General features: G+C 42.3%; 16 protein-coding genes. 10 read left to right on the forward strand and 6 right to left on the reverse strand.

Annotation, left to right across the window (positions count from 1 at the left end; translation table 11 throughout):
* The first annotated feature begins 386 nt into the window (after positions 1-386).
* The 6 genes from VUI23_RS07640 (at position 387) to VUI23_RS07665 (ending at position 7,530) form a co-directional block, all read left to right on the forward strand.
* Positions 387-1,214 carry a universal stress protein gene (locus VUI23_RS07640; RefSeq protein ID WP_216047018.1) on the forward strand — a complete coding sequence of 276 codons (828 nt, stop codon included), beginning with the start codon at positions 387-389 and terminating at the stop codon, positions 1,212-1,214.
* 2 nt (positions 1,215-1,216) lie between these two features.
* Positions 1,217-2,548, forward strand: a complete 1,332-nt coding sequence (locus VUI23_RS07645) for a dicarboxylate/amino acid:cation symporter (protein ID WP_342807610.1) — start codon at positions 1,217-1,219, stop codon at positions 2,546-2,548.
* Positions 2,549-2,659: 111 nt separating this feature from the next.
* Positions 2,660-4,324 carry a Na/Pi symporter gene (locus VUI23_RS07650; protein WP_342807612.1) on the forward strand — a complete coding sequence of 555 codons (1,665 nt, stop codon included), beginning with the start codon at positions 2,660-2,662 and terminating at the stop codon, positions 4,322-4,324.
* A gap of 14 nt (positions 4,325-4,338) precedes the next feature.
* Positions 4,339-5,742: an MBL fold metallo-hydrolase gene (locus VUI23_RS07655; RefSeq protein WP_342807614.1), complete on the forward strand. Its 1,404-nt coding sequence runs from the start codon at positions 4,339-4,341 to the stop codon at positions 5,740-5,742.
* A gap of 82 nt (positions 5,743-5,824) precedes the next feature.
* A complete protein-coding gene (locus VUI23_RS07660) occupies positions 5,825-6,616 on the forward strand; it encodes a DUF432 domain-containing protein (RefSeq protein WP_342807616.1) in 792 nt (263 codons plus the stop codon).
* A gap of 23 nt (positions 6,617-6,639) precedes the next feature.
* The gene (locus VUI23_RS07665; protein ID WP_216047013.1) at positions 6,640-7,530 is read left to right on the forward strand and encodes a mechanosensitive ion channel family protein; all 891 of its coding nucleotides are present in this window, start codon (positions 6,640-6,642) and stop codon (positions 7,528-7,530) included.
* 59 nt (positions 7,531-7,589) lie between these two features.
* Here the strand turns inward: VUI23_RS07665 and VUI23_RS07670 are convergent, their stop codons facing one another.
* Genes VUI23_RS07670 through VUI23_RS07680 form a run of 3 tightly spaced genes read right to left on the reverse strand, consistent with a single transcriptional unit; the run spans position 7,590 to position 10,671 of the window.
* A complete protein-coding gene (locus VUI23_RS07670) occupies positions 7,590-8,738 on the reverse strand; it encodes an ABC transporter permease (protein ID WP_216047012.1) in 1,149 nt (382 codons plus the stop codon).
* A complete protein-coding gene (locus VUI23_RS07675; RefSeq protein ID WP_216047044.1) occupies positions 8,735-9,667 on the reverse strand; it encodes an ABC transporter ATP-binding protein in 933 nt (310 codons plus the stop codon). Before VUI23_RS07675 ends, VUI23_RS07670 begins: the two co-directional genes overlap by 4 nt.
* A 2-nt stretch (positions 9,668-9,669) precedes the next feature.
* Positions 9,670-10,671, reverse strand: a complete 1,002-nt coding sequence (locus VUI23_RS07680; protein ID WP_216047011.1) for an HlyD family efflux transporter periplasmic adaptor subunit — start codon at positions 10,669-10,671, stop codon at positions 9,670-9,672.
* 257 nt (positions 10,672-10,928) lie between these two features.
* Here VUI23_RS07680 and VUI23_RS07685 point away from each other — a divergent pair, with 257 nt between their 5' ends.
* The 4 genes from VUI23_RS07685 to VUI23_RS07700 all read left to right on the forward strand — a co-directional run bounded on the left by VUI23_RS07685 (position 10,929) and on the right by VUI23_RS07700 (position 16,192).
* On the forward strand, positions 10,929-12,488 hold the full coding sequence (locus VUI23_RS07685; RefSeq protein WP_216047010.1) for a sodium/solute symporter: 1,560 nt from the start codon (positions 10,929-10,931) through the stop codon (positions 12,486-12,488).
* Between the two features lie 139 nt (positions 12,489-12,627).
* Complete coding sequence (locus VUI23_RS07690; protein WP_216047009.1) at positions 12,628-13,095, forward strand: (2Fe-2S)-binding protein; 468 nt, start codon at positions 12,628-12,630, stop codon at positions 13,093-13,095.
* On the forward strand, positions 13,095-15,356 hold the full coding sequence (locus VUI23_RS07695; RefSeq protein ID WP_342807618.1) for a molybdopterin cofactor-binding domain-containing protein: 2,262 nt from the start codon (positions 13,095-13,097) through the stop codon (positions 15,354-15,356). The genes VUI23_RS07690 and VUI23_RS07695 overlap by 1 nt, the downstream gene beginning before the upstream one ends.
* Positions 15,357-15,640: 284 nt before the next feature.
* Entirely contained in the window at positions 15,641-16,192 is a 552-nt protein-coding gene (locus VUI23_RS07700) for a hypothetical protein (RefSeq protein WP_342807620.1), read from the forward strand.
* Between the two features lie 9 nt (positions 16,193-16,201).
* Here VUI23_RS07700 and cynS read toward each other — a convergent pair whose 3' ends face one another.
* The 3 genes from cynS to VUI23_RS07715 are packed head-to-tail and all read right to left on the reverse strand — an operon-like array spanning position 16,202 to position 19,239.
* Complete coding sequence (gene cynS / locus VUI23_RS07705; RefSeq protein ID WP_342807622.1) at positions 16,202-16,648, reverse strand: cyanase; 447 nt, start codon at positions 16,646-16,648, stop codon at positions 16,202-16,204.
* A 10-nt stretch (positions 16,649-16,658) separates the two neighbouring features.
* On the reverse strand, positions 16,659-18,386 hold the full coding sequence (locus tag VUI23_RS07710; protein ID WP_342807624.1) for a bifunctional protein-serine/threonine kinase/phosphatase: 1,728 nt from the start codon (positions 18,384-18,386) through the stop codon (positions 16,659-16,661).
* Positions 18,373-19,239, reverse strand: a complete 867-nt coding sequence (locus VUI23_RS07715) for a formate/nitrite transporter family protein (protein ID WP_342807626.1) — start codon at positions 19,237-19,239, stop codon at positions 18,373-18,375. The genes VUI23_RS07710 and VUI23_RS07715 overlap by 14 nt, the downstream gene beginning before the upstream one ends.
* Positions 19,240-19,653: the final 414 nt, after the last annotated feature.

Here is a 19,653-nt window from a genome sequence, read left to right on the forward strand (position 1 = left end):
GACATTTTAAAGTTGTAAGATTCACCCTTGATACACTCTGAGAATATTTCACTGTGTATCAAGGGTGCAATTTTACAAAAGCCTTGCAGAGAAAGTTAAAAGTCATCGCAATCAGCAATTACTATTCATCCCCCCAAAAACCAAAGTAAATAATTACCACAACAGCCCAGTTACCCTCAAGCAAAGATTCCCCTTTTTTGACCATTCATCCGTAAACCTGATCTTCTGATCACAGAGAGTCCAAATTTCCTTCCTTTAATTCAATGGTCCTTGATGTGGATCAGTTAATTGGCGCAGATTTAAACTATGCTTAGGTTTAGATTAGATAGTATTTGTACTATAACTCTATGAAGGCTAATCAATAAATTTTAAATCGAGGAATGTTTATGAAACACATTTTAGTTGTTGTTGAAAGGGAAGAAAGCGTCAAGCCAATGTTGGATAAAGCATTAAAATTTGCACCTGAAAGTATCACTGTGCTTTATATCGTAAGCAATGTGCTAGATTCTAATGCAGAAGCGTTAACTACCCTAATAAACAACGAAGTGAAAGATGCTTGCAAATCGACGATCCTCCTTGAAATAGTTAAGTCGGCATCTGAGCGAGAAGAAGTACTTTTCAAAACCCTAAGCAGCAATAAATTCGATACTACATTCCTGCACAGACCCCAATTAGGTCGTGAATTATTGGACTTTTCACTGATCAAAGCCGCGCTTAAAGGTCCAATTAAATCTAGCGTCCTACTATGTGGTGATAATCGCTGGCGCGGACAACTTAAATTGTTAGGAACCGTTGATATTTTCACCAGAACCCCCGCGCAAAAAGAATTGAATGATAAAGTGCTTACTACTTCTGCTCAGCTTGCAAACCAGTTATCTGCAGATGTGTCGCTTTTAGGTGTGATTCCAATCCCACGGATTAAACAGGAATTTGATATTACTGAACCGGGTGAAGTTATGCTCAAGAAAGGTAAATTATCAAAAGCCAAACTAGAAAAAATTGCCGAGGAAATGGATGTTTTCACGGAATATTCAGTGAAAATTGAGGCCGGTTCGCCACATGTGTTGATACCCTCAGTTGCCAGCAAAATGAAAGCAAATCTGGTGGTGTTAGGCAACGTAGGACGTAAGGGGATTAAAGGTTTATTAATCGGTAATACGGCAGAGAAAATTCTAACTCGATTGACTGTTGATGTGCTCATTGTTCGACAGTAAATATGACTCAGATATTTAGCGGTTCACTTAAAAATTTGGCAGATCACTTTGACCGCTTGATCAATGGCAGATTATGGCTAAAAGTTCTGATTGCTCTGTTCTTGGGAGTGATTTTTGGCGTGCTCCTAGGACCAGATTTAGATTTAATCGCACCCAATACAGTGAAAACCATTACTGCTTGGCTAGCGTTACCGGGCCAAGTGTTTTTGGCTGTTATTCAAATGATCGTTGTGCCTCTCGTGGTTGCATCGATTGTGCGTGGGTTAGCGGCTAATAATAATCCCGCGGCGATTAAAAAGAATGGTCTTATTGCCCTCATCTTTATTGTGATTTCCACCGCCGTGGCGGCGACAGTTGGCATCACTTTGGCACTAAATATTCAACCCGGACAGTTTGTTGACGCAAGAATGTTAGTGGACGTTGGTTCAACAGCCGCTAACTCTACGGTGCAAGGTTTTCCTGCTATGTCTGAGTTACCCGAAAAAGTGTCTGCGTTGATTCCTAAAAATCCGCTAGCATCTATGGCCTCTGGGGAAATGTTGCAGGTAATTTTATTTGCCGCTTTGTTAGGGGCTGCCATGCTGTCGATCCCTGTACAACAATCAAAACCTCTGTTTGATTTAATGGGGGCATTGCAAGAAGTGAGCTTACGGATTGTATCTTGGGCGATGTTATTAGCGCCTATTGCGGTCTTTGGTTTAATTACTCGATTAGTGGCTAATTTAGGAATTGATGTGTTGGCCGGCATGGCGGTGTATGTAGCTACTGTGGTACTGGGCCTGATAATTGTAGCTGTAATGTATTTCATGGTAGCTAAGTTAACGATGACACAGTCGTTTCGTGAGTTTTTTAGTAACGTCAAAGAATTATTATTGCTGGCTTTTTCAACCAGTAGTTCGGCTGCCGTGATGCCAATTAGTTTACAAGTTACTGAAGATAAGCTGCATGTTAATCCAGAAATAGCTCGTTTCCTCATTCCATTAGGCGCAACAATCAATATGACTGGGACCGCTATGTATCAAGGCGTCGCGACCGTGTTTTTGGCGCAGGTTTTCCAAGTCGACTTGAGCCTTTCCAGTTACCTTTACATAGTAACAATGTCAGTTGCAGCATCAATTGGATCACCAGCAACCCCAGGTGCCGGAATCATCATCTTAAGTATGGTACTTGAAGGTGTTGGCATACCCGCAGCGGGAATAGCATTGATACTTGGGGTCGACCGTATCTTAGATATGTGTAGAACCTCAGTAAATGTACTTGGTGATGTCGTGGCTTGCACAACTGTTCAATATTTTACCGGCGCTGAAAAAGCGTTAGTTAATGAAGCCAAATAACGTCAATGAAAGCATAAATAAACTGATTATTTGCAGAATTTTTTAAATCAATGACTATGCTTTAAATAGTCTTTAATTGCTTGAAAAGCTTAGCGAAAGGATAGGTGTTTAGTGGAATCAGTAGTGTTGGCAGGGACAATTTTTGGCGGCTTAGGTCTGTTTTTGTTAGCCATTGGCATGATGACTGATGGGTTAAAACTTGCGGCGGGAACGTCATTAAGAAAGCTGCTTTCACATTGGAGCAGTACACCCTTACGGGGGATCTACTCTGGCTGTTTTATGACTGCAGTAGTGCAATCCTCTAGTGCTGTAACAGTAGCATCTTTAGGATTCGTTAATGCCGGTCTTATTACCATGCGACAGGCGTTAGGGATTATATACGGCGCTAATATCGGTACAACGATGACTGGCTGGTTAGTCGCGCTAATTGGTTTTAATCTTAATATTAATGCATTTGCATTACCTATGATTGGTTTTGGAATGTTATTGAAGCTGATTAAACAGCAAGGAAAGGCCGCCTCATTTGGTATTGCATTAGTTGGCTTTGGATTGTTTTTTATTGGTATCGATACGCTAAAAGGTGCGTTTGAAGGTATTGTTCTGACTTTAGACATTAGTAAAATTTCAGCTGAGGGTATTAGCGGTATTTTGCTCTTTTTGTTGGTCGGCATAGTGATGACCGTTTTGACCCAGAGCTCAAGTGCATCAATTGCACTGACTATCACCGCAGCATCAAGCGGAATGGTAGGGATTTATGCCGCCGGAGCAATGGTTATTGGCGCTAATATTGGCACTACATCTACTGCGTTGTTGGCTGCGATTGGCGCTACATCGAATGCTAAAAGGGTGGCGGCTGCACAGGTCATTTTTAATGGCGCAACGGCGATCGTAGCGCTGTTACTGTTACCTGTTTTGTTCTATTTAATCGAGGTTATCACCAATAGTTTAGAACTTAGCGCTGATCCGGCCATTTCATTAGCGCTATTTCATAGTGTGTTTAATATACTCGGCGTATTGTTGGTATATCCCTTTAACGATCGCTTAGCCAAGTTTTTAGAAGCACGTTTTCTTAGCTGGGAAGAAAAAGCTTCCCATCCTCAGTATCTAGATAAAACCATTGCACAAACACCAGTATTAGCAGTGAATGCACTACTATTGGAGAATCTCTCAGTTGCCGACAAAATCGCTGTCCTTTATGGTAAATCAATCACGCCAAACTCCGCTCATAGTCACGAATTAATCCATGAACTTAACGTTATAAAATCCCTTTCATCGGAAGTGTCGCGTTTTATTGTGAATATTCAGACTGAAGCGTTAGGCCAGGATACTATCGAAGATCTCGCCACTTTAATGCGTATCGATCAATATTTTTTGAGTTGCGCAGTATCCATTGAACGATTAGCTCAGCAAATGCAAACGCGGGACTATTCAGCCAGTAAATCAACGGATCAACATTTCATACAGTACGCTGAGCGGGTACAGACCTTTATTGATATTAGCCGTTCAGGTGAATCACAAAATGCTGAATCATTGGCAACACATTTCAATCAACTTCAAATTGAACATGACAAGTTTAAGGCTGAGCTAATCGTTGAGGGCACGCGGGCGCACATTTCTGTCGCGCAAATGTCTGAATCAATAGATTGTTTGGCTGAAATATTACGATTTGTACAACAGTGGTTTAAAGCTTTGACTCGAATTCACGGGTTACAACTTAAACTAGCAAGCTCTGCTGCGCCTGCGACATCTGAGGTGGATGACCTAGCTGCACAATAATAACGGAGAGAATCATGGCTAAACTGACTTTTTATGGTGCTATCGAAGGCGTAACAGGATCTATGTATTTGCTACAAACCGGCAATAGCAAGGTTTTACTGGATTGCGGTTTATTCCAGGGTAGACGCGAAGAGGAAGAGGCTAACTTAAAACCTTTACCTTTTGATGTCAGTCAGCTGGATGCAGTGGTGCTTTCCCATGCGCATTTAGACCATTCTGGTCGTTTGCCATTGCTCGTTTCTCAAGGTTTAAGCTGTCCAATTTATATGACTTCGGCAACTAAAGAGTTGATCGAAGTGTTGCTCAAAGATGCTGCATCATTACAGCAGCGCGATGTTGAATGGGAAAACAAACGTCGACGCCGTGCCGGTAAAGAGGAAATTGAGCCACTCTATAATTTGCAAGATGTGGAAACCACTTTAGATGTCTGTATTGGCATTAGTTACCACCAAAAACGAGATGTAGCCGAGAATGTGACTGTTCATTTTCTAGATGCCGGTCACATTCTCGGATCCGCTATTGTCGAAGTATTTATAGACGAGCAGGGAGGTCCTAAAAAATTAGTATTTTCCGGTGATCTTGGAAACTCACAAGCTGCTTTGTTAAACGATCCCGAATTAGTTGATTCGGCTGATGTTTTGTTGCTGGAATCCACTTATGGTGACCGAGACCATCGCTCTATGGAAGAGACGTTGCAAGAGTTTGAAGATGTGATTGAAGAGGCTTCTGAAAATGGTGGCAATATTTTAATTCCCTCGTTCGCTGTGGGCAGGACTCAAGAAATTATATTTCGACTCGGCGAGTTGTATCAAAAAGGCAAGTTAAGGCAACAAGCGGTATTTTTAGACAGTCCAATGGCTATTGCGGTAACGGAAATTTATCACCGTTATCAGAACATTTTCAATGAACAAGATCGTTCCGCTATGGGAGGGGAAAACAATCAACAAAGTTTACATAAATTTCTGCCTGCGCTGCGCTACTCAAGCAGCACTGAAGAGTCTATGGCGTTGAATCAAATTGACAGAGGTGCGATTTTTATTGCTGGCAGTGGCATGTGTAATGGCGGCAGAATACGTCACCACCTTAAACATAACTTATGGCGTAATCAGTCCCATGTAATCTTTGTTGGGTTTCAAGCGATTGGCACGCCAGGCCGGGCGTTGGTTGATGGTGCTAAAACCTATAAAATAGCGGGGGAAAATATTGCCGTCAAAGCACAAATTCATACTATGGGAGGCTTTTCAGCCCATGCGAGTCAAACTCAGTTAATCCAATGGGCGCAAGGGTTCACCACTAAAAAACCACAACTATTTCTAGTTCATGGTGAGGATAAAGCGAAACAAACATTGCAAGCGGCGTTCAAAAAAGTCGGTTGGCAGGCAACGATTCCGACACTAAATCAAACAATACAATTTTGAGTAAATCGTTTTTAGCAGTAAACTGAATTATCTTGGATTAATTCAGCCCCACGAAAATAAAGGGTAACGTAAAGTAGCTATTATGAAAAAACAATTACCTTGGTGGGGAGAGTTTACATTCGCACTTTCAGAGACAAAATGTTGGCGAATTAGAGAACGTTTAATTGCCATAAAGCGTGGTCAAGGTGAGTGGACAATATGGAACCACGAAACGACCGCTGAAATTGATTTACCTATTTCTACAGATAAATCAATTTCAAATGAAAGCTTTGAGGATGTCGAGTTTTCGCGTTATTTGCTGGAAAATACTAGCGATACGCTGTTGATTGAACCCTCACTGGCCGATAGGGCAATGGTGGTAAGGCCGAGCCGACCACTGGTGGTTTTACCAGAAGAACAGATCAACGTTTTTGTCAGTACGCCATTGTGGATGACTATCTTAATACCAAACCATCCGTTACCAATGGCTGATATTCCATTTTGGCGACCATCTGATTCCTGGTTTGGGCCTTCTACAATGGAAGGGGACCTGTGTTATTCAAAATATACAGATGCAAAAATGGATATTAAACGCTTGGAAAAACGTTCTCATCGTGCGACAACCATGGTGACAATTAAAAATGCCCAAGAAAAACCTTTAACTATTGATAAATTAAATTTGCCAGTTCCAGCACTTAAATTATATGTTAATCAGGACGGCGAGTTTTGGACAGACCAAGTTTCTATTATGCAGCGTTTAGAGCATACCAAATCGGTTTCACATGTTCGTCATTCCCCTCCAGATAAGATCCAGTTAATGGAATTGGTGTCTGAATCCCGTGAGTTGAGTAAAAAGTCGTCTTTTTTGTCTTCTATTGCAAGCTTAATTAATTAGCTTAAACCCGAGAATTGAATCCGATGAAAGAACTAAGTGAAAGCACGATTTTTTCAGATATGTTGCCCGCATTTGACGTGGTAAAAGCCATAATTATATTAGTCTTGGGGTATTTATTAGCCAAGTCTTTGAGTAATTTAGTTGCTCGTTTTAACGTCGCAAACATGACAAAACACGGTCAAGTGCTTTTACGCCGTGGTATTTTTTACGGTGTCATGGTGTTAATGTTTATTTCTGCTTTGAGAGAGCTCGGCTTTGATCTCAGTGTGGTGTTAGGGGCAGCCGGTATTTTGAGTGTGGCGATTGGTTTTGCTTCTCAAACATCTGCGTCTAACCTGATTAGCGGACTCTTTTTGATGATGGAGCGGCCGTTTTCTATTGGTGATGTTATTCGCGTGGATGAAACAACCGGAGAGGTCATATCGATTGATTTGCTTTCCGTCAAAATCCGCACCTACGATAACCTGTTTGTTCGAGTGCCAAATGAGTCCATGATCAAAGCTCAAGTGACCACGTTAACCCGATTTCCAATTCGTCGAGCTGATCTCAAAGTGGGTATTGCGTACAAAGAAGACATTGAACAGGTGAAAATAATATTGGCCGAGCTAGCGGACAAAAATCCGCTATGCTTGAGTGAGCCTGCTCCACTATTTATTCTGCTAGGTTTTGGTTCTTCCTCAATTGATATTCAATTTTCAGTTTGGACTAAAAGAGAAAACTTCTTGCTGTTAAAAAACCAAATGTATCAACAAATCAAGCAAGTATTCGATGCAAACGGCATAGAAATTCCATTCCCTCATTTGAGTTTGTATTCAGGGGAAGCGAGCAAGCCGATTCCGGTTTCCTTATCACAAAATGAGGGGGAGGGTGAGCGTTCAGCGCCGCAAAGCCCGTCCAAATCAGACAGCAAATAAGGTTGATTTCGTTTTTAAATAGCGGGTCTTGTTAGGTCTAAGTCATTTTGCAAAGGCGGTTAGTCTAAGTTTTTCTTAAACCGTAATGACGCAATTAGCAGCCCCAATAAGGTAAAAAGTAATAACCAATAAACATCAAAGGTCATGTCAGTAAATTCCACATCTTTGAGGATAACCCCACGAATTAGTCGCATAAAATGCGTGGCGGGTAACGCTTCGGCAATGTATTGCGCCGTTTCTGGCATGCCTTCATAAGGAAACATGAACCCTGATAGCAATATGGAAGGCAGTAAGATGAATATGGTCATTTGCATTGATTGCAATTGATTGACGGCAATGGTTGAGATGACCAGCCCAAGCACTAGACTTGCTGCAATAAACAAAAGAGTGACACCAAATAAAGGCAGTAATCCGCCGTTTACTGGCACGTCAAAAACATAATATCCTAAGCCTAAAATGATCACCACTTGCACCAAACCGATAAAAATGTAGGGAATAATTTTACCTAGCATTAATTCGATGGGTTTAATTGGCGTGGTGATTAACATTTCCATATTGCCATGCTCACTCTCTCTAACAATGGCTGCAGAGGTGAACATAATCATGGTCATGGTGAGGATAATCCCTAGCAAGCCTGGCACTATATTGACCGCTGTCCGTTGTTCAGGGTTATAAAACAAGGTTACTTCAAAGGTTGGCGTTGAACGATTGACCGGCCGGCGCAGCAATTCAACCAAGGGCATGGAACGTAAACTTTTGATTGAACTGGCAATCATGGTGTCTGAACCGTCTACCACCCATTGCGCGACTGGGCGGCTCGTTTCCTCATCACTTGAGGCGGGTAACCCAAAACCAATACTAGCACTACGGGCTAAACGCTGACTAACGTCATGAGGAATAAATAAAATAGCCCGTACCTCTGTGCGTTCCATGGCCTTTTGCGCACTGTCAATGTCATCGTACTGCTCGGTAAATTCGACCACTTGAGTTGCTGAAACGGTTTGTACTAAAGCTCTGCTCAAGGCTGTCTGGCTATGGTCAACTAGCGCCACTGGAATATGTCTAACATTGGTATTAATGGCGTAACCAAATAACAACAACTGCACCAATGGAATCATTATCACCATCCCAAAGGTCATTTTGTCGCGTTTTAATTGCGTCAACTCTTTAAAGAATATAGCTTGGATGCGATACAGGCTAGTAATCATTGTCTGCCACCACCCGTGCAGGTAATAAACACATCTTCCAAACTTGGGCGTACCAAGTTGAGTTTGTCATTCGCAATTCCCGTGTGTTGCTGTAAATAACCGCGGGCATCATTCACTGAATCACTTACCAATACGCGCAGTCTCGCGCCTAATTGAGCGGCGGTGATAACATTGGGGAGTGCTATGATTTGTTGTTTTAATTGACGGATACCTGCTGCTTCTATTTCTACCACATGCGCTGCCATGTCGTTCATTAACGCTTCAGGGCTACCATCTGCGCGCTTCAGACCATTTTCTAATATGGCCAGTTTATGGCAGCGTTCTGCTTCATCCATATAATGGGTTGAGACTAAAATACTGGTGCCTTGTTCACACAAATCAAACAACTGCTCCCAAAATTCACGACGGTTCTGAGGATCAACTGCAGACGTTGGCTCATCTAAAAAGAGTAATTGCGGTTTATGTAATGTTGCAGCCGCCAGCGCTAGGCGTTGACGTTGTCCACCACTTAAATTTCCTGCTAACTGTTGTTGCTTTTGATCCAAACCATAAACAGATAACAATTCACTAATCCGTTGTTTTTGCGGCAAACCAGAAATGCCGTATATTTTGGCAATAAACTGCAGATTTTCTTTAACGGTTAGATTGTTATATAAAGAAAACTTTTGCGTCATGTAGCCCATTTTTAAGCGCAGTTTTTCGGCATTATGTGGCAGCTCCAAGCCCAATACTCTTACTTCTCCTGAGGTCGGTTTTAATAATCCTGTTAGCATTCTAATTGCGGTGGTTTTGCCACAACCATTTGGCCCTAAAAAACCGTAAATAGTGCTTTTTTCCACATTAAGATCGAGCTGATCAATCGCTTTTAAATCGCCAAAATGACGACTTAATTGTTTCGCCTGTATAACCCACTCAGGAGACGCTTTCATCGTCATGGAAGTTCAACTTGTACAGCAATACCATTGGGAAGATCTGCGTATTCAACGGGTAATTGTACTTCTGCTAAATACATCAAACGTGCTCGTTCTTCTTGATTTAATGCATAATAGGGCGTGAATGCCGCTTCTATCGAAATCCAGCGCACTGTGCCATTGATCGTCTCTGATAGGCCATCCACGTGAATTGGTAAAGTATCGCCAGCTTTTATTTTTACGCGATAGGGTTCTGGCACATAAATGCGCGCATAGGGCGCTTCACCCGCCAGCACAATAGCAACGGGACTGCCCATGGTGACTCTCTCACCTAAATTCCAAGGCAGGTTATCGAGTCGACCATCCCGAGTGGCAACAATGGTTAAATCTTCTAGTTTTTTGATTTCACTGGCCAGTGCGGCTTGCATTATGGCCAAGTTAGCTTTGCCCATTTCTAAATCTTCTGGACGTGTACCATTAGTAAGCAAAAGTAAGGCTTCTTCTGCTTCGTGCACAGCCGCAACATTTGCATCCCTAGTGGCGCGCGCCTGATCGACGTTTGCCTGACTGACTAACTTTTGGGAAATCAGGTTTTTAGCTCTAAGGTAAGCTGATTCACTTTCGGTTAATGCCGCTTGTGCACCTTCTAATTTTGCACTGGCAGAGGCAACTTCTTCTGGGCGTGCTCCATTTCTAAGTTTGTCTAAATTTGCTTGAGCTTCTGCTACAGACGCCTCTGCTTTAGCCACTGAGGCTCGTTGTTGACGATCATCTAATTGCACCAGTACATCGCCTTTTTTTACCAAAGTTCCTTGAGCAATAGGTAATCGAGTGACCACCTCATTAACAGTGGCTGTGTGAGCTATTCTGTTCCGCTCTAGGGTGCCTAACGCAAGACCTGTTTTATGGTCTTGACATCCACCGAGAAAAATTGAAAACAATAATATTGTGGTGACTAATATCGAGTTTAGCAGTGACTTTTTGTTTGCCACTGTGATTAACGGAAGTTGCAAAGTGTGCATTTGTTATCCCTGCAAGCGGTTAAGCTCATCATTAAAATGAGTGTATCGTTGAAATTTATGACGAGTACTCCAACAAGTCGCGTGTGGACATTTGGCTTTTAAAAAAATATTTTGCCAATTCAGTTAGATTACACCTTAACTAATCGTCAATCTAGCAAACGCGCACTCTGGTGTATTTCAATATTCGCCAAATCCTTGATATGGTAGATAAAACTGTCCTAGCTAGTGCTAACTAAAAAACTTTAGGGAGAAATATTTTGGCGTTGCTCGATTACTCGATTGTGGGGATGTATTTGCTAGGCTTGTTGTTGATGGGGTTATTTTTCCGTCAACAGAAAAGTAGAGATGATTACTTTTTAGGCGGACGAAGCATTCCATGGCCGGCTTTGTCGTTATCGGTTATGGCAACGCAACTTTCAGCGGTTAGCTTTATCTCAGCTCCGGCTTTTGTCGGCTTGCGAGAAGGAGGTGGCTTAATTTGGTTGTCTTATGAATTGGCGCTGCCCGCTGCGGTCGCGTTAATGCTATGGCGATTGTTACCCTCATTACATAAGTCGGGTGTTGTGAGTGTATACGAATACCTTGAAAGACGCTTTTCTCGTTCCACCCGATTGCTCATCAGTTTAGTTTTCCAACTAAGTCGCTCAGTGGCAACGGCCATTATGATCTACGCAATTTCACTTATTTTGCAAGGCACAATGGGGATGGAGCAGTGGCATAGTATTGTGTTAATTGGTGTGATTACCTTAGTTTATTCGTCCATGGGGGGGATGAAGGCTGTTGTTTATGGTGATGCGCTGCAAATGATATTGATTTTTGGTGGTGCAATTACTTGTCTTTGGGTCGCTGTCGATCACGTTGGTGGGATGACGCAAGCGTTGGCAATTATAGAGCCTGAGCGATTAGTCGCAGTAAAACCAGATCAATTTGGTCTAGCGGGTAACGACTTTGGTTTGTTGCCTATGCTGTTCGGTGGTTTAGTGCTTTATGCATCTTACTATGGTTGTGATCAATCCGAAGCGCAACGTTCGTTGTCAGCGCATAATTTGGGCGATCTGCGTAAAATGATGTTAACAGTGGCGGTTTGTCGTTTTCCAATTACCCTAGTGTATTGCGCTGCTGGCTTGGTTATTGGTGCTCTGGTTATGACAACACCTTCTTTGCAAGCGCAAATTCCAGCAGACAATCCGGATTGGATGATGCCAATTTTTATTATTAACTATTTGCCTAGTGGCATTATCGGATTGTTAGTCGTGGCTATTATGGCTGCTGCCATGTCTTCCTTAAGTTCTGCTGTAAATAGCTTAGCCGCGGTATCTGTTGAAGACTTGTGTCGTTTGTTTAAACATCAACCAAGCAATGAAAGCTATGTTCAATACGCCCGCTTAGCTGGGATCGGTTGGGGGTTAGTGACCCTATTTCTGTCGTTCATTGCCGGCGATATTGCACCGACAATTATTGAAGCCATAAATAAAATTGGTTCGGTATTTTATGGCCCAGTTTTAGCCATTTTCTTACTTGGTATTTACAGTAAAAAAATAGCCTCTTATGCAGCTAATACGGGGCTAGCCGCAGGGGTATTGGTGAACATGGGGTTATGGCTATTTGAAAGTCCTATATTTTGGTTTTGGTGGAATTTAACCGGTTTTTTGACCACCATCTTGGTCGGCTATTTGATGACTTTTATCACTAAGCCAACTGAGTCTCATCAGCCCAGTGTAAGATTACTATCATTGTCTAATGTTTTGATGTTAATAGGTTTAAGCGCTGGTTTAACCTTATTTTGTTTGTTTTTACCCTATCTTTTAGCAGCCTAGCATCCTAGCTGACTGATTAAACGGTTATTCAGCTATGCTTATCATGCAAGGGGGCGTTTTTACGTCTAAGCTGGAAAGAGTAAACAAACATTTTGTTAATTTGGCTTTAGTATTTACAAATAATTAAGGAATCGTTGGTATGGCAAGCCTAACGCTCAATATTAATAATCAACAACATCAGCTAGATATAGATCCAACTACCCCCTTATTGTGGGTATTACGTGATAATTTGCAGCTTGTTGGTACTAAATATGGTTGTGGGATTGCTATGTGCGGTGCTTGTACTGTGCATTTAAATGGCAATGCAGTGAAATCATGTCAGTTGCCCGTCTCTGCTGTGGGGGATAATTTGATTACCACAATTGAGGGTTTATCTGAACATGCAGATCATCCGGTACAAAAAGCATGGATTGAACACGATGTTGCCCAATGTGGTTATTGTCAGCCAGGACAAATTATGTCGGCAACAGCATTACTCAATAGTAACCCAAATCCCGATGATGCAGCGATTGAAGCAGGTATGAAGGGCAATGTGTGCCGATGCGCCACTTACTATCGTATTAAAGCGGCAATTAAAACTGCGGCCAAAGCGCAAAGGGAATCGTGATGAGTGAACAAAGCAAAACACAGACTGCGGAATTAGGCAAAGGCTCAGAACGCCGCACATTTTTGAAGGCCAGCTTGGCGGTGGGAGGCGGTTTGATGCTGAATTTTAGTTGGTTCGCCCCAAGCTTTGCCAGCGAAACAACCTCCCAAGGTGAAGGCAATCATGAATTTGAATTAAATGCCTATTTAACCATCAATACCGATGGTAGCGTTACCGCTTCAGTACCTAATCCCGAGTTTGGACAAAATCTGATGACCTCGATGCCGATGATTTTAGCCGACGAGTTGGACGTGGATTGGCGTTCAGTGTCAGCGGTTCAAGCGCCGTATAATGAATCTAGATATGAAAAACAATTTTCCGGGGGGAGTCAATCCATACGAGGGGCTTGGCAGAGTTTACGAATGGCAGGAGCCAGTGCTCGGGAAATGTTAAAACAAGCCGCGGCAAATCATTGGCAAGTGCCGGTTAATTCCATAAATACGGATAAAGGTCGCTTAATACATCAATCTAGTAGGCGAGAGATAACTTATGCTGAAGTGGCATCGAGTGCGGCACAACTTGCAGTGCCGAAAAATGTTGAACTCAAAAAAAACAAGGATTTCTCACTGATAGGCGGGTCTCAAAAAAATCTCGTAGGTGAACAAATTGTTTCAGGTAAGCCTCTGTTCGGTATCGATTATTGCGCTGACAATATGCTGATTGCGATGATTGTGCATCCACCTGCTTTTGGCCAAGAACTCGAATCCTTTGATGAATCAAGTATTGTTAACATGCCAGGAATTGTAAACGTCTTTGCAATAACCTCGTTACCTGCAGATTACGTCAAAAATTATTTTGACGGTACGGCGTTTCCAAAACTCGTAGCCATTGTCGGTCGAAGCACATGGCAGGTTATGAATGCCAAAAAAGCATTACAAACCCAATGGCGAAACTTATCTGACAAAACTGAAAAGGTAGATAATTTCGGCAATATCATGGATGTAAAAGTGCCAGGTGGCCTTGAAAGTACTTCTTTACATGAAAAAGCGGTGAACGCGAGTTTCACTAATAATATGCAGATTTTGCGTCAAGATGGCGATCCGGATGCTGCATTTTCCTCAGCCTCTAAGGTGATTGAAAGGGAATACTTTGCTCCTTATTTAGCTCATAACACCTTAGAACCGATGAATTTTTTTGCACATGTGACAGATCAAAAGGTCAAAGTCGCAGGCCCATTGCAAGGGCCCGTCTTTATCAAGAAGACCTTACAGCAAAGGTTGCAAGTTCCAGCTGAAAAAATTGAAATAGAAATGACAAGAATGGGCGGAGGCTTTGGACGGCGTGCATATTGTCATTATGTGGTTGAAGCGGCGTTAATTTCCAAACAAGTCAAAGCGCCTATAAAGTTAATCTATGCACGTGAAGATGACATGACAATGGGCATTTACCGTCCCACGTATACGATTAAGTTACGTGCTGCTTTGGACGAAAGTGATCAACTGGTCGCTTATCACGTACAAGGTTCTGGTGTGCCTGAGCACTGTGTTCATCCCAACCGTTTTCCTGCAGGTGCAGTGCCTAATTATTTAGCGCAAGGTACAGCCGTTGATTCGAATATAACAGTAGGTGCATTCAGAGCGCCAGGCTCTAATTTTATGGCCAGTGCGGAACAATCTTTTCTAGATGAAGTCGCTGAAGCAGCTAATACAGATCCCATTGATTTCCGTTTGGCCTTGTTGGAAAAAGCAAAATCTAACCCTGTGGGAGAAAATAACGATTACGATCCAGTTCGTTACGCAGGTGTGTTGAATTTAGTTAGAGCAAAGTCAGGATGGGACACATTAAGCAACAATATTAACAAAGGGGTAGCAGCATATTTTTGCCACAACTCCTATGCCGCACACGTTATTACGATGGCGCAATCCACTGACAAGGCGAGGGTAGAGAGTGTCACCAGCGCGATTGATTGTGGCATTGTTGTCAATCTAGATAGCGCAAAGAATATGGTTGAGGGCGCAGTAATCGATGGGATCGGAAATGCCATGTATGGTGAAATGACCTTTACCGATGGTAAACCCGATAAACAAAACTTTGACCGCTATCGGATCATTCGTATGGATGAAACACCGGCTAAAATTGACGTGCACTTTGTCGATAGTTTGATTGATCCCACAGGGCTTGGAGAACCGCCATTTCCACCTATTTTTCCAGCACTGGCAAATGCACTTTATCAGTCGCTAGGTAAACGACTGTATCGCCAGCCTTTCATTGATTATATTTAAATTCTAAGAGCGAAAGTATCTGGACTATTCAAATGTTGGCGAGTTACATCTGTTTGGCATAAATACAAATAGAGCATTATTTACCGGTGTATGTGTAAAAAACACCTAAATACACTTCACCTGCATTTAGCATAAACCGGAATACAAGGGCTGTGAGAGAGTAAAGCTCATATTAAAAATGGCACGTTAATTGGATTTAGCATCCTTAAAGTATACAAACTTAAACACCTTGTTTTGAAGATGAATTCAAGGTGACGTTGTGAAAATACCGATAAGGATTGCTTATGAACACAAAAACCATTTCCTCTAAGTTAACCACCAGTGCAGCGCTGTTACTGACGTTTTGTAGTCTCCTGTTAGCAGGGTGTGCAACGGTTCAGCCAACACCATTTGTGGCGGCCGAAGCATACGGTGAATTAGGTTTCAGCGACAAAAAACTCAGTGACGATCAATATCAAATCATATTTAGTGGCAACGCAAAGACTGATAGCGTTACCGCCAGAGACTACGCTTTGCTGCATGCAGCGAACCTGACCATGGCTAAGGGTTTTGTCTGGTTTGAAATCATTCAAAGCGATACTGATGTTGAAACCAAAGAAGTAAAGACAGTGGTGCCCGATATGACAGCAAACCCAACAGCGACCTCTAGCTGTGGGGTTTTAGGCTGTACGATTACAAACGCATCTAATTATCAGGGAGGCACTATAATCTCAGAACGAGTAGCTGATAAAATCAGTGCCACGCTCGTCATCAAAATGGGCAATGAAAAACCGAGCAATCCAAACAAGGTGTTCGACGCACAGCAACTAGCGACTAACTTAGCCACCCTGAACTAAGCAAGCGTGTTAGTAAGATTTGTAGGGTAAGAACTTTCCTGAGAGGACGATATTAACTCTATCTCCTGCAGGATTGTTTTCCCTTTGGATATCCATTGAAAAGTCTATGGCGCTCATAATTCCGTCACCAAATTCCTCGTGTATCAACGACTTAATTGTAGTGCCATAAACGTTGACCAACTCATAAAAACGATAAATTAATGGGTCAGTTGGCACGGTTTCAGGCAAAGAACCTTTGTATGGCACTACTTGTAGCCAAGCGACGGCATTCTCATCTAAATCAAACAGACTGCCAATTATTTGCGCTTGTTCAGCTGTGAATGTCATTTGCCCTAAACAACCTGCTGTTGTCCATTCTTTAGATTTACCTATTGCATCGGCTACTTGTTGCCAAGATATGCCGTTTTTCACTTTGTTTATTAATATTGCGGTTGTGACTTCTTCGCGACTTTTCATTGTAATGCCCTCAATTATTTAACAGATAGAATAAATAGATGTTTAATATTGCAAGTAGCGCACTTAACCATTGCCAAAAAAGCAGCGGACTACGTTCCAATAGCGGCGCTTTATTTTGTTGTAAAAACTGTGGGTTAGGGTGCCGTAAATCGTGGATAAACTCAGACAGCGCGTCGTAGCGTTTGTATGGGTCTACTTGCAATGCCTTACGTAAGCTTGCATCTACCCAGCTAGGTATATGTCTATGAGCATCTAAAACCGATTGATAATTTAACTTACGCTGTTGAGCAAAAGTACGTGTTTTGGCGACGTGAGTCTCATATGGATAGCGGCCACTTAGCATGTAATAGGTTAATACCGCTAATGAAAATAAATCAGAGCGTTGGGTTCCCACCTCACCTAAAAAATATTCTGGGGCCATGTACAGGGCGGTGCCAGGAAAAGCGAGTTTGAGTTGTTTGTGGTCAAGCTCTTCAATGCCTGCCACCATGGTAGAGCCAAAATCGATGATTTTAACTGTACCATTTTGATCAATCATAATATTTTCAGGACGTATATCTTGGTGTAGCATCTCTAAGCGATGGAAAGCTTGTAAGCCCCGTCCTACCTGTTCAATTATATCTCTGACCGTGGCCAAATCAGGGTTTGGGTTGTCGGTTAACCATTGTTGTAGAGATTGACCTTCAACAAATTCTGATAGTGTATATAGATAGTTTTTTGGGCGGTCAATGCTAGGGGCTTTTAACACGTGTACATTGTGAATACGACGAGATATCCACTCTTCCAAACAAAACCGTTCTAAATAGCCATCATCATCCTGTAAATCCACAGAAGGGGTTTTCAAAACAAGGGGCTGCCCAGTATCGATATCATTAACGAGATAAACGTGACTGCGGGCGGAATAATGTAATTGCCGAACAACATTAAACCCATCAAATTGGCAACCTGGATGCAATGGCGGAGGAAGTGGCATTTGTTCCACTAAATTGCTGACTGGACTGCTTGTTTCATTGCTAAGTTCTTGTATTTGCAGCAACTGCACGGTGATATTGTCGTGACTACCGTTTTCTAGTGCAGTATTGACTAAACGCTCAGCTAACCCATCGTTTACTAACCCATGGCTTGCTAATTGCGCTAATACAACGCTGGCATCAATAAAGTCATGGAAACCATCAGTGCACAGCAGCAAAATATCACCGGCTATCAAGCCAATCTGTTGATGATCAATTTCGATGCTATCGGCCATGCCTAAGGCGCGGCTGAGATAGCGCTGTCCTTCAGCGGCAATTTGCTGGTGGTCATTAGTGAGTTGTTCTATTGCACCTTGACGGCATAGGTAAATCCGTGAATCACCCACATTGAAAATATGTGCAGTCGAACTTTTAACTACCACAGCAGCAAAAGTACATACATAACCTTTATCGGGCTCGTATGGATATTCACTTTGTTTGCTGTGTGCAAACAACCAAGCATTGATGGAGGTTATGACCCGTTTTGCCGAGGTCTCAACCGACCAAGCATCAGAGGTTGAGTAATAATCATGAATAAAGCTGTTAACGGCAGCTTGACTGGCAATGTGACTGACATCACTAGTACTTATACCATCCGCTACTGCAATGGCTAATCCATTAAGCTGAATTTGCAATTGTGTGGGAGTCGCAATTCCACAAAAGTCCTGATTGCTAGGTTTACGGCCAGCACTTGAGTACTGACCGTTAACAATTTTAGTTAGCTGCATTTGTTGCGACAGTACCAGATGCGATAGTCTCAGGAGCAACCTTGTTTAGGTTTCTTTTAGAGCCAGTACGAACATGAGTGGTGTAAAGCGTTAAACCTGTAAAGGCTAAACCACCTACAAGGTTCCCTGCGGCAGTTGGAATTTCATTCCAAAATAGGTAATCCATAATTGAAAAATCGCCGCCAAGTATTAGGCTAAATGGGAATAGAAACATGTTGACTACTGAATGCTCGAAGCCCATAAAAAAGAACAAAAAGATCGGCATCCACATAGCAATGACTTTGCCACTCACGTGGGTAGAAATCATAGCGCCTACGACACCTAACGAAACCATCCAATTACATAACATGCCGCGGATAAATATGGTAAACCAACCCGCTGTGCCATATTCAGCATATCCTAAAGTTCGAGCCTCACCAATTGACGCTACCTTGGTGCCAATTGCGCCAGGATCAACATTAAAACCATAGGTAAAAATAAATGCCATCATAAACGCCACTGTTAAGGCGCCAGCAAAGTTACCTAAAAACACTAGTCCCCAATTTCGCAATATACCTTTTATGGTTACGCCCGGACGTTTATCGAGCCATGCGAGAGGGCAAAGTACAAATACTCCGGTTAATAGGTCAAATCCCATTAGATACAACATACAAAATCCCACAGGGAATAAAATTGCACCCAGTAGAAACATGCCTGTTTGCACCGCAATGGTAATTGCAAAAACGGCCGCAAGCGCTAATATTGCTCCGGCCATGTATCCGCGAATGAGCGTATCGCGGGTAGACATAAAGATTTTCGATTCGCCGGCATCCACCATTTTGGTGACGAATTCTGCAGGAAGTAAATAAGCCATAAGTACCCTCGTAAAATTAGTGATCAAATTTGTGTGTTGTTTCTCATGCCAATTGCTCTGGCTCGAGATTTTCTACGGGCAAAAAAAAACGTTCAAATTCCTATACAGTGCATAGGAAGTTGAACGCCTTTGTTCGAATATTGTGACCGTAGACTCTTCGTTGAGTTACATTTTTAACGAAGCAAAATATAAGCCATAAAATTAATTCATTATTATCAATGAGTTATGTTTTTTGTTTCTGACTCAATGGATTTTATTGGTGCAAAGCTTCACCGTTTTAATTCATTTTTATCGAAATGATGGGGGATTTGGGATCGCTAAAACACTAAGGAGTGGGGCAATTAATTTTCTAGCGTTGTCCTGAGCAATGAATAATCGTAATGAGTTGGAGAAAAAACGTCCCTGACATCACAA

This window comes from Alteromonas sp. M12, assembly GCF_037478005.1.
GTDB lineage: Bacteria > Pseudomonadota > Gammaproteobacteria > Enterobacterales > Alteromonadaceae > Aliiglaciecola > Aliiglaciecola lipolytica_A.